Source organism: Enterococcus sp. DIV0755f (genome assembly GCF_051713725.1).
Classification (GTDB): Bacteria; Bacillota; Bacilli; order Lactobacillales; family Enterococcaceae; genus Enterococcus_D; species Enterococcus_D casseliflavus.
In genome coordinates, this window is the sequence record NZ_JBIOQL010000001.1 from 1,755,479 (window position 1) to 1,767,519 (window position 12,041).

Here is a 12,041-nt window from a genome sequence, read left to right on the forward strand (position 1 = left end):
GTGTCAGAAGAACGTGGTCACCACACCATAAAAGGTTTTACTTGAAATGATTCCAAATTCTCTACTATCACTTGAAGTGAGCAGTGCATCGCCAACGACAAAGTACTCATCTTCTTTGAGGTACCCCCGAATCGGCAACGCCTCAACGGCTTCATCCTTCACAGTGATCATAAATGAAAAATCAAAGTCAGTATCCTCCGCCCCAATCAACAACCGCTCCTGTGTACGAACGAAGGAATCCCCCGGCACACCAATCACTCTCTTGATCAAAAATTTTCCTTCCTGTTCGAAAGCGATCAGCTGATAGCGATTTGGCTGGCGCTTTTTATGAATCAGCACAACTTGTCGATCCTCGATCGTCGGCAGCATAGACGTTCCTCTGACTAACGCCAGTCGATACGGCTGAAGAAACACAATAAGCAAAAGGACCATCAAAAAGATACCGCTGATAGGAAGACCTATTTGTCTATGCCTTTTACTCATATTGCCAGCCCTCCATCCTTATTTTGGCATAATATATGAAACACTTGATGAGTGCGCCAATTCATTGCTGATCACGCGATAAGAGATTGTGGTTCCACCATAGACATTTCCTTCTGACACCAAAATACCATTTGGACCAACGGCTTCAACAAAAGCGACATGACCATAACGAGGATCAGATCCAGCTGTTCCAGGTGCAAAAGAGATCATACTACCTGCTTTAGGCGTTTGACTGACGTTGTAACCTAAACGTCGTCCGGTATTGCCCCATTGACCACCATTTCCCATGTAGTCATCTACTTGACCGCCTAATTGACTCACCCGATTGAACACATACCAAGTACATTGTCCAACAGGATACGAACCAGAAAGATTGTAGTCACGACCGTTGTATTCTGGAAATGTCATGAGGGAGCGATACTCTTCTGGAATTTGTTCTTTTCCTTGGATAAACAAGCCTGTTTCTGTTGCGATCACTTGGTCATATTGCGTCAATCCATAGACCGCAATCAGTGAATTGATTTTTTTACTATAATTAACATCGGTCGCATAAGTGCCCGTCAAAGCATCTGCTGCCCGAAGATAGTTTTTTGATTCAGAGCGCCACACGTCTTGATAAAAGGTTGGATTTCCAGTGATTCCTCCGCGAATCAATTTGACATAATCTGCCATCGAATCTCGATAACTTGAATAGGAACGAAAGGCTGCTTGAATTTGGAATAGTTCTCCGTTGCCTTTATCTTCCATTGTTGGTAAAGTCACGCTGCTTCCTTGATAACTGCCTTTGATCCCAAAAAGGTTATAATGGGGACTGCTGGAAAGCCCGCTGTCGCCACTGCCGCTTTCAAGGATCGCTTGCGCGATTAATACAGAAGCAAAGACATCGTATTCTTGCCCTAAGCTTTGGGCTTCTTGTGCCAATGTTTCAATAAACGTCTGGGTCTTTTGATTCACTGTAAATTCGTAAGGGGCTGGATATTCAGTAACTAGCTTTTCGCCATATGTAGCCAATTCAGGATTTGATAGCCGTCTGATCGATAGCGGCTCTTCGATTGAAACCCGCTGAACTTCGATGGCAGTTTTCGTTGGCTCTTCTTGATTTGTCACTAAACTTGCTTGGTAACCATCTGCGAGGTAGATACCGATTAACTGATTTGCGTCATATAAAAGATCCCCCGGTTGTAATTGTTCAACCTGCTGTTCTTTTTCTATCCAGCTAGCTTTTCCTTCTATAACCGCTTTGATCCGTTCATTGATCCATTCGTCCATTGTCGATGGTTCTTCTAGTTCACCAATTTGCCCGATGATCTCGTAGACCAATGCCGCTTGCCATTGGGCATCATAATCAGCTAATATCGGCAAGGTGAAATCTAACAGATTCGAATCTGCGATCTTCGCTGCCCGAAAACTCTCTGGTAAATCAATGGTACGTCCATCATAAAAAGAATTTTTCAAGTGAGAAGTAGCATCTGGTGATTGAACGACAGGGTTGATTACTTGCTCAGGTGCAATAATCGGAGGTGTTTTCGGCTCCTCTTTTTTTGCATTTTCAGTATTTTCGTTGCTCTCAGTTGAAATTTCATTTTCTTTGGGTGCCAATGACTCATCAATCAAGTCGGTCTCTTTTGGCTTGTTCTCTGTTTCTACTTCTAGATCGTCCGTTTCAGCATCTATTTTTTCCTCTTCCTCGGAAGGTTCCGTGGACTCTAATTCCTCTAGTTCGGTCGTTTCCGCTGACTCGGTCGTTTGTGTTGAGTCTGATTCTTCAGACGAATCAAGAGATTCTACAACGGGATCTGCTGTTTCTGAATCCATAAGCGGTTCATTTGATTCGGAGGATAACTCGGTCGAGTCCTCCGTTTGCTCTTTGCTGACGTCTTCTTGACTTTCTTGGTCTTCTGCTGCCGATGAATCTTGGTCATCAAGTTGCTGTTCGACATTTGTATTTTCTGAATAGTTATCAGGCTGAGGGCTTTCTTTCGCTAGCAATACGGGAGAAACAAAAAGTTGGCTTGCTAAAATCCCAGCACTGAATAATGTCAGATATGACTTCTTTTTTTTACTCTTCATACAGTTTCCTTTCTCTTGTTTCAGCTGGCATCATTGGTTTTGAACAAAACCTGACGAACTGATTCAAAGCTGCTTGAATAGTTTTGCACGAGTTTAGGTGAACTCTATATCTTCGCGGTTATTATGAAGCAAGCGTGATCTACCGCAAAAAAACGGTAAAACCCACTGCTTTTCAAGCGATTTACTCACTATCTTCCTATCAAGAATGGAAGCTGTCATAGGTGTCAACAGCTTCCATTTGATAAGATTGAGCATTGATCATTCGGTAGATGGGACAAAACTTAACTCCCATTCAATCGTTGCTTGGTAGGTCATGTTACGCGGATTTGATCCAATGGGTACTTCAAGTTTGACACTATCCCCCATCGTCCCCATATCCCCGTAGCGCTGAATCCAGGTACCGCTTCCTTCATTTGCATCTGCTTCAGCGATCAAAGCGGGTACCCCAGGATCAAGGATCATTGATTCACTATAAGTGGGAGGAATTGCTGAATTGGCAGCATTCGTCAGCATAACTGCATTTTCTAAAATAATTCGTGCACCCCGAAGTTCTTCTCCTCGATCATTACGAAATCCTGCAGCGGATAATGTCGCGTTAAGTTCCCAACCGGTAAATTGAGCGCGCCGGTCAGAAATCTGCACGTAATTTGGCCGTTCCTCAGTTACTGAGCCATCTGCACTACTAAGACGTTGCGGCAATGCCTTGTACTGTTTGGTATCTGCACTTATTGATACATCTCCAAAGCTATACTGGGAGATGAAATCGATACTGATAAACCCTAAATGTTCTGGTATATCCGGTTTATTTTCTGGGTTCACTTCAATATCTGGTGCGATCGGATCTCGTGGATTCATTGTGGCAATCTCTTGAACAACTGTTTCAGCTGTATCAAATTTTCCATTTAAGAAAGCGTAAGCCGTCACCGTATTATGTTTTGTAAACCGATCCCCCTCGGCTAAAGTCAAGCTGAAATCACCATTGGCATCTGCTTGAAGATGGAACAAGCTGTTATCATCAAAAGAAGGTGATTGCAGTTGTGGTGCGGGAATCGCTGGATCTCCGTCAAAACGAATCACACTATAAGGTGTGGCTTTTCCCCTAATGATTCTTGAGCCTTCCAGTGCCGGGTCTTCCGTTAATGGTTCTAAATGAACCTCAACATCTGGAATATATTCAAATAGGATACGTTGTGCTCTTGTGGTAAAATTCGCGCGAAAATGATCAACAATCTCTTGAGAGATGGAAGAAACATTCGAAATCGATGACAAGGTAGAGGCAAAATTCACTTTTAAGTTGAAGATTGGACTCCAACTGAAGTCTGGTTCCTCCGTCAAGTTTCCGTGCCGCCATTGTTTCGCTGCTTGAATATCCACATCTAATAGCCCACCGCTGCCGGAGATCGAAATAAGGCTGCTATTTGCTGCATTTCCGGTAACCGCCCTTGTTTTCTCTAAATTGATGCGTTGTGCATCCGCAAAAGTGAAGGTTGAGGCCGAGCTCAAAAATGTCATTAAGGAATGAGAGGGATTGGTTCCGTCTGACTTAATATCCAAGATTCCTTCTTTAGCAACAATAAATGTGGCGGCACCGGCTACATGGATCACTCCGGATGTGGTGGTCCCTTGATTCACTGCATCAATTTCGACACTGCTTTTATTTCCAATAAGCATCGTGCTTCCAGCACCCATGTAGATAATGTTATAGCCCCATCCATTGAGGCTTGTGGTACGTCCGTCAGCTTTGATTACCACTTTGCTATCCTCAGACATTTCAAAGTGGGCGCCGCTAGCATACATACTGATTGCGGGAGAGTTGGCTCGAGCATTCAAATGAAGCTCTGATCGATTACCGATATCGATCCGACCATTTTGAATGTAAATATTTGCCCCATAGGCTTCTCCTCCTGTGCCAGCTGTTCGCAAGGTCATTTTCACATCATCGCCAATAATCATTCGACCCGTTGCATAGTACAAATAAATATTTCCCGCATTAATCGTTGACATGTCAACTACTGCGTTATCGAGAACTTCTAATTGGGTTATTTCCATATTCACCTGATTCGTTGCGTTGATCGTTTGTACTCGTCCTGATCGGGACGTATACGTCGGTGATTGATGCGATGTTACCTCGCCAGACATAACGACAGGTGTTGCGTGCGAGTGAATCAATTGATTTCCCGCATTGGTCAAATTATGGTAGCGCATTCTGGATAGATTCTGTTGTGGAATGCTCATATTCGTAAAATTCATGAAGCCATAATAGTTGCCATGAACGATATCGATATTTTGGTACGTGATGTCCCACGGCGTTGCACTATTGACGGTACTATCATAAAATCCGACAGCAACAGCTCTAAAGTCGATTTGATACCCATTGCCTTCGATCACAAGCGTTCTTGAAATTCCAGAAGCATTGGTCCAAATATAGGCTAATCCATTTGTAGGGTTGGAAGTTGCACTTCCCGCAGCCACTCCAGAAACTCCTTGAGTAGGATTATCCGAAGATTCAAAGTCATTTACGATATTGATATAATTTACATCTTTGTTCACGATTGCCGCCATAAATTCTTGCCAATTGGAAACATCCCGGTGACTGATTTCGTTTAACGGTGTGACCGGTTCTGTCAATTGGGCAATCGCTTCTGCTTGATCAGCTTCTGTGTCTTGCTGATTCTCGTTTAGGTTCGCGTCATTGGAAGGTTGCGTGGTTCGTTCCCCTTCCTGCGGCGTCTCTGATGGTGAGACTTCTGTCTCGATCGTTTCATTATCTGCATCATCATCCGAGTCCTCTTCCTCGTCATCTTCTGCCTGTACTTCGATCGTTAGTTCCGCTTCACCTATAACCAGTTGATAATCGCCTATTTTATTAAAGACGATAGGAATCTCGAACTCCATTAGCTCTTCATCAAAGGTAAGCGTCCATTCCTGTTCTTCTTCAGACAGCTTTTTACTCTTCACTTCTGCAGCAAATTCTTCTTCCACGATCGCTGCTTCTTTCGCTACAACCAGCGTAATCTCATCTAACGGTTGGCTTGATACGACGAAAACATCGATCGGTTGATCCACGACACCTTCAATCACACTAACTGGAAACTGAAAAAAAGGGGTATGGATGTCAAATTCTTTTGTTTGGATCGGTTGTGTTGCTTTATCAAGCAAGGACATGTTCTGCGTTTCGTCCAATGGTTCAATCGTGTGATCGATGGCGTGGATTTCTGGCAATAGTAAACTGCTCAGACTTGGAAAAAAAGTTTGCACACTTAGTAATCCAATAATGATCGCAATTATTACCTTGTGTGAGGTATTCTTCATTTCAACTTTTCCCACCTTCCTTTGCATTTTTTTTCTGACGAACAATTAGGATGATCGCAAGCAATAGAAACAAGCTGATTAGACCAGCCGTGGCGATCATCCACCAATTGAGTGACGTATCTACAGTGACATCGAGTTCATTTAAGCGGCGAGCATCTTCTGCCTCTACGCTAAATGTCTGTTCCCAAGACCACTCTTCCTCTCCTGACCGCGCAGTAAGATTCAATACATACTCCCCATTACGAAAACGATCACCATTCAAGGGAATTGGGAAATGCATATGTTAATTAGGAGCCATTTGCATCGCTGATTGACTTGTTTCATATAAAATCGTCTCACTGCCAACAGATCGAATTTCAGCTGTTACTTCCAATTGATTGACAAATGTTGAAGTATAATTTTGGATAACAGCACTAAATACGTTTCGGTAGTTTACTTGATCGGCAAAAACATCAAGCAGTTCCAATCCCGGATCCGTTGCGGACCGATTGTTGCTTACTACCACACCAATGACATAGGAAAATGCAGTCCGAATGCCTAATCCTTGTTCAGCAGATTGTGTTTGCTCCTCTTCCGAAATAACCTCTTTGATTCGAATGCCACCTGCCAAAACCCCTTTAAATTCCTCTTCTGGCATCGTAATCGGTAAAGAAATGATTCGTTTTTCTAATGGATCGAACGATACGGTTTCAGGCACCTCTACCAGTTCATCAATTGATGCAGGTAAAGTCGGATCAGGGGATTCTGCATCCCGGCCATATTCCACAACACCATTCACATTCGTAAATGCCGTATGGGCAGAAATTTCTATTTCGATCGCTTGATCAGAACCATTTTCGATCTCTAAAGCCAATTCATCACGTTCTCCTGCCCCAAGATTTAAATCGAAATACCCCAACGCCCCTCCTTCCAGCTGACTTTCAGGTAAGATAGGCGTCACATAGAAGTTTAATTCTGATTCTGTCTGAGCATAGCTCAATCTTGGTGAAAAAAAGAATGATAGTAGGATGACCGTACAGGTAACCGTTTTTATCCATTTCATTCTCATACGTTGTTCAGTCAAAAGTGGTTCTCCTTCCAAAAAAGGCAGGAATAATTTACTATTCCTGCCAGTTGTTTCTTGTTGCAAGCTATGATCCTTCTTACGGATTTACTGTTTCGCCACTACTATCAACAGAAGCAGTTAGCGTCCATGTCATTTCCGCAGTATAGTTAGTTGCTAGCTGCGTGGTAGAGCCTGGTACAAATAGTTGAATATCATCATTTCTGATAATTTCGCCTTCTTGTTTATTAAGATTTTGTTCCGTCAATTTTTCTTGATCTCCCCAGTAAATCGATGAAGCGCCCGCGCCTTGACCGACCGAAGCACGCATGACAGGAATGTCTTGATCGTTGACATCTAGGATCAACGCATTTTGTTCTTCATTATTGATAACGGCACTTGGCTGTAAGTCTCGATCACCCTCACCTTTGTTGAACACGATCTCAGGGTTTGCCAACTTGATTTTTGCCCCAGTCAAGACATCCCCTGATTCAGAAGTAAAATCAGTTAGACTAACATTTAATGTCCAACCAGCATGCGTTCCTCGGGTATCTTGTACTTGGGCAAACGATACATACGGTGTCGTACCTGATTGATCAGCCAAATTACGCTCATCAGCAACGATCGAATACCAACGATCACTGGTAGAAATAGCATTCTGACCAAAATCGAATGTTTGTGGTGCATAAGCAATGGTAAATGGACCCGTTTGTCCTGGCGGTGTTGGTTCGATCGTTTCTACTTCTGGGTGCACGACTGGCGGTTGTACCACTGTTAGATCGCTTCCGTCTGAGGTAAATCCTACAACGTTATCGGTAGTCGTTTCTAATGAAGATTGGGCAAAGGCTTGACCGCCTCCTGCTAGTAAAGTGGTGGATAATACAGCGACCGTAGCTAAACGAATCTTTTTCATTTCTAGTTCCTTCTTTCTTTTTTATTCAGTACAAAACTAAGTTATTGAACCGTTTCTCCGTCCGGTCCAGCTGTTGCAGCCAATGTCCAAGTAAGGGTTGCTTCATAAAGAGCAGCGTCTTTTGCTGTTGATCCAGGAACAAGTAACTCGATTCCAGCATTTTCAACAACCTCTGCGCCTGCTTCCACTTGTCGATTGATTTCTTCCTGATCGCCCCAAACGACTGACGATACGCCAGCACCTTTTGTTTGAGCAGCGGTCAGAACCGAACGCTCACTATTTGTAGCATCTAAAATCAATCCATCCGCGTGAATTTGTGGTTCATTTTCTTGGTTGCTTCCGTTATATTCCAATTTTGGCGAATTAAAACGAATTCTTGCTCCAGTCAGTTCATTATTCTGTGTTCCTGATTCAAAAGCACTTAAGGAAACTTTTAAGTCCCAACCAGCATTTGTCCCACGCGTATCTTGGACTTGAGCAAATGAAACATATGGAACTCTTTCTTCACTATCTTCCGCGTCTTTTAGCTTGTGTAATTCAGCCACTAGCTTATATTCTTGATCGGTATTAGAAATCACTTGCTCACCGAAATTAAGCGTAGGTGCGTAAGCAATCGTCAATGGTCCCGTTTGTCCTTCCGGGCCGACTGGATTGATCTCTACATCTGGACCATTAGGACCAGGATTTGGTGGTTGAACCACTGTCGCTTCGCTATCGTTTGGTACAAAGAGAACTTTCCCTTCTGTATCATGGTTTGTTACACTTTCAGTAGCGAAGGCTTGCGCGCTAATAGTAAATAAAGTTGCAGCTAAAACAGCTGCCGATGCAAATCGTACGAATTTCAAATTCATCCCTGCTTTCAAATTATTTGTCTTTTCTTTTTAACCATCATAAATCTTGATCGATGTTTGGTATATTGCACATACAATACAACCAGTACGAGCAGTAATCCAAGTAAGATTACGCCGTAAGTTCTTGTCTCGTTGGTCTTTGGTAAAATACCACCTGGTTTTGCTACCTCGTTTGGTGGCGAGATATTCTCTGTAGGGCCTGCTGGCGGTGCTGGTTCGGGTTGCCCAATAGGCTCATAAACACCGGTAAAAAGCACAGAGCTTTCTGTTTCAACCGACTGCACTTCCTGAGCATTCACCGCTGCCGTAGAAATAGTTATCCCATAAAAAAGAGTGCAAAACAGAACCATACGAACTAATTTCCATACCTTTTCTCCTTTCATTCTCCCTCCTCCTCTATACTTGCCACATCTTATAAGTGATCTTTTCAAAACTGCGTTTGTCTAAGACCCGTTAACAAAAAATGATTTTGAGATCGTTACAGAATCATTTGAACTGTGCAACGCTTTTTCTGTCATTCGTAAAATAGCAGAGAAAGACTTATAACCTTTGACAAAGTTCACTATACTGATGATTTCCACAGATTTGAAATACTATTTTTCACCAATAGGTGAATTTTCTTATTAATTTTACGTTTTATTGACTAAAAATAAGCAGTTTTGTAAAAAGAAAGGGTAAAAACTGTGCGAAAGAAGCCCATCATACTAAGCTTACAAATAGTTTCAAAAAAAAGGCGTATCGGAAGGTTCATTTCGCATCGAGCATCATCCCTCACACGATCTCTTTGTGAAAAAACACCTAATTTTGAGTGGTGTAATCAAAAAAATTCAGTAAGCTTATGTTTTTCCAGTTACTTGAAAGGGCTTTAATAAAGGGTATTACGTTAATTACCTGTTTTTTTTATCAATTTGTGCAAAAAAAAAACGCTAAGCGATTTCGCTTAGCGTCTTGATCCTAGTTACTTTTGGTTTATGTTCACCATTAAATGGTTTTCTTCCCCTTCATCCGAAGTTTTCCTTCTTGGCACATTGTCAACAATGGACAAACCTCACACTTAGGTGCCCGTGCTGTGCAATGATAACGACCAAAGAAAATTAACGTGTGATGCGTTTTGACCCACAACGTATCTGGAATCTTTTTCATCAATGTTTGTTCGACTTCTAATACGTTGGCGTCTAGTTTACAGATGCGCAGCCTTTTTGATACCCGTTCGACATGCGTATCGACAGCGATTGCTGGAATGCCAAATGCATCGCCAAGAACGACGTTCGCTGTTTTTCTGCCGACACCTGGCAAAGAAATTAAGTCGTCTCTGGTTTGAGGCACTTCGCCTCCAAAACGCAGCAACAATTCAGAGGCACAAGCTTTGATATTTTTCGCTTTGTTTCGATAGAGGCCAATCGATTTGATTTTTTCAATAATGTCTTCTAACGGCGCCTCGCTGAGAGCCTGCGGCGTTGGATATGCTTCAAAAAGTGCCGGTGTCACTTTATTAACTGACACGTCCGTTGCCTGTGCGCTTAGAATGACAGCAATCAGCAATTCAAAGGCATTTTTTGACACTAGTTCTCCATGTGCTTCAGGAAACATCTCATACATTATTTCTATCGCAGTCATTGTTTTTTCTTTACTGATCATTGGACGAATTAAACTCCTTGTATCTTACTCTCCTTCTAACCAATTATGCATAGGGATTTTGGGCATTGGGCCATCTTCTTGTGGCGTGGTTTCATTTTGAAGAAACTGTTTTTTTCTTCTTTTTTGCTCTTCTTCTACTTGCGCTTTTGAGGTAATATTCTTGCGTTCCCACGAAAGCAAAATACGATCGATATAGTTTAAACTATACGCTTGATTCAAGACCGCTTCTCGCAAAGCAAACTGGACCAGCTCGGGATCATAGTGGTCCTCATCCAACCACTGCCCGATCCGTTGGTATTCGATCGCCGATAAGGGGCGACCAAATTCTCCTTCAAATAAGCGATACAACTCGCGTATCTTCTCTTCATTTGTTTCAGCGACTTCTTTTTTGGATTGCTGCTGCAAAAGAAACTCGAGCCGTTCATAAATGCCAGTGAAATCATAATAATCAACCATTTTTCCTGCGTCGTCTTTTTTAGAACCCATTCGCAGCACATCTTTTTTCAGCAATTGATTCAACCAATGATAGATCTCTTTTTGGTCGCTGCCCATCACCGAGGCGATCTCACGTAAATCTGGAAAATCATTGCCTTGCTCATGGCTGCGATACAGTTGCAGCCATAACAAAAATTCATCATTCGTCAAACCAAGATGATGGTAATTCTCTAAAAGCAAATTTGAAATCGTCGTTTGCCCTTTTGCCAAATATTCCTTTAACGAAACCATACTACATCCTCTTCTCCTTGGCTCACTTGAAACATTAAGATTCTTCCTATCAGGATCGAATCAATAAAAAGGGGACGACGCAAATGCGGACGTCCCACGATTCTTTGTTGGTTACGCTTTTTCTTTGACTGCTGCGATGATCTCAACTTCAACCAAAACATCTTTTGGTAAGCGAGCAACTTCGACAGCAGAACGTGCAGGTAACGCTTCATTGAACAATGTGCTATACGTATTATTGAAAGGAACGAAATCATTCATATTTTTTAAAAAACATGTCGTCTTAACGATGTCATCTGGCGTAAGTTCCGCCGCTTCAAGAATCGCGTTGATATTTTTCAATACTTGCTGAGTCTGTACTTCAATCGTCGTACCGACAACTTCCCCCGAAACAGGATCTAATGGCACTTGACCAGAAGCAAACAAAAAGCCGTTTGCGATTTTTGCTTGAACATAAGGACCGATTGCTTGTGGTGCTTGATCTGTAGAAATTATCTTCATTTTGTTTCCTCCTCTTTCACTTGGCATTCAGGACATAGACCATAAACTTCTAGTCGATGGTTATTTATTTGATACCCAGTTAATTTCGAAGCCGCCATTTCGACATCTTCCAATCCTGGATAGTAAAAATCAGCGATCTTTCCACACTTTTGGCAGATAGCATGATAATGAGGCTCCGTTGTAAAATCAAAACGACTGGAGGCATCTCCATAATTCATTTCTTTTACAAAGCCAATTTCTGTGAACAAACGTAAGTTATTGTATACCGTTGCGACACTTATACCAGGAAAATGAACTTCGATCGCCCGATAAATCTCTTCAGCGGTCGGATGGGCATCGTGACTGGCTAAAAATTCTAATATCGCTACTCGCTGCGGTGTAATACGAATATTTTCATGTTTTAATCGTTTGATCGCTTCATCGTAGATCGTACTCACAGGAGTTCCTCCATTTCTCTTATCTTACCTATCATACTATGTAAAACCTAAAAATTCAAACAGCTTTCCTT

Annotated in this window: 10 protein-coding genes and 1 pseudogene; all 11 read right to left on the reverse strand. The window is 42.3% G+C overall.

The genetic code is table 11. From position 1 onward, the window contains the following. Nucleotides 1-3 precede the first annotated feature (3 nt). Nucleotides 4-483 (reverse strand): signal peptidase I, encoded by a 480-nt coding sequence (gene lepB, locus IGI73_RS07970; RefSeq protein ID WP_086295423.1) that lies wholly within the window; start codon nucleotides 481-483, stop codon nucleotides 4-6. Nucleotides 484-501: 18 nt separating this feature from the next. Continuing rightward, the gene (locus IGI73_RS07975) at nucleotides 502-2,553 is read right to left on the reverse strand and encodes a glucosaminidase domain-containing protein (RefSeq protein ID WP_195960717.1); all 2,052 of its coding nucleotides are present in this window, start codon (nucleotides 2,551-2,553) and stop codon (nucleotides 502-504) included. A 258-nt stretch (nucleotides 2,554-2,811) separates the two neighbouring features. Continuing rightward, nucleotides 2,812-5,865 (reverse strand): pectate lyase-like adhesive domain-containing protein, encoded by a 3,054-nt coding sequence (locus tag IGI73_RS07980; RefSeq protein ID WP_438759176.1) that lies wholly within the window; start codon nucleotides 5,863-5,865, stop codon nucleotides 2,812-2,814. A 1-nt stretch (nucleotide 5,866) separates the two neighbouring features. Continuing rightward, a pseudogene (locus IGI73_RS07985) lies at nucleotides 5,867-6,994 on the reverse strand (DUF916 and DUF3324 domain-containing protein). 13 nt (nucleotides 6,995-7,007) lie between these two features. Then, the gene (locus IGI73_RS07990; protein ID WP_428206209.1) at nucleotides 7,008-7,820 is read right to left on the reverse strand and encodes a WxL domain-containing protein; all 813 of its coding nucleotides are present in this window, start codon (nucleotides 7,818-7,820) and stop codon (nucleotides 7,008-7,010) included. A 41-nt stretch (nucleotides 7,821-7,861) separates the two neighbouring features. Beyond that, entirely contained in the window at nucleotides 7,862-8,665 is an 804-nt protein-coding gene (locus tag IGI73_RS07995; RefSeq protein ID WP_015509752.1) for a WxL domain-containing protein, read from the reverse strand. 14 nt (nucleotides 8,666-8,679) lie between these two features. Beyond that, nucleotides 8,680-9,054: an LPXTG cell wall anchor domain-containing protein gene (locus tag IGI73_RS08000; RefSeq protein WP_005226154.1), complete on the reverse strand. Its 375-nt coding sequence runs from the start codon at nucleotides 9,052-9,054 to the stop codon at nucleotides 8,680-8,682. A gap of 598 nt (nucleotides 9,055-9,652) precedes the next feature. Then, on the reverse strand, nucleotides 9,653-10,309 hold the full coding sequence (gene nth, locus IGI73_RS08005) for an endonuclease III (protein ID WP_428206208.1): 657 nt from the start codon (nucleotides 10,307-10,309) through the stop codon (nucleotides 9,653-9,655). Between the two features lie 24 nt (nucleotides 10,310-10,333). After that, nucleotides 10,334-11,035, reverse strand: a complete 702-nt coding sequence (locus IGI73_RS08010) for a DnaD domain protein (protein WP_010748401.1) — start codon at nucleotides 11,033-11,035, stop codon at nucleotides 10,334-10,336. Nucleotides 11,036-11,146: 111 nt separating this feature from the next. Next, on the reverse strand, nucleotides 11,147-11,533 hold the full coding sequence (locus tag IGI73_RS08015; protein ID WP_015509753.1) for a RidA family protein: 387 nt from the start codon (nucleotides 11,531-11,533) through the stop codon (nucleotides 11,147-11,149). Beyond that, a complete protein-coding gene (locus IGI73_RS08020) occupies nucleotides 11,530-11,970 on the reverse strand; it encodes a Fur family transcriptional regulator (protein ID WP_005226158.1) in 441 nt (146 codons plus the stop codon). The genes IGI73_RS08015 and IGI73_RS08020 overlap by 4 nt, the downstream gene beginning before the upstream one ends. Between the last annotated feature and the right edge of the window lie 71 nt (nucleotides 11,971-12,041).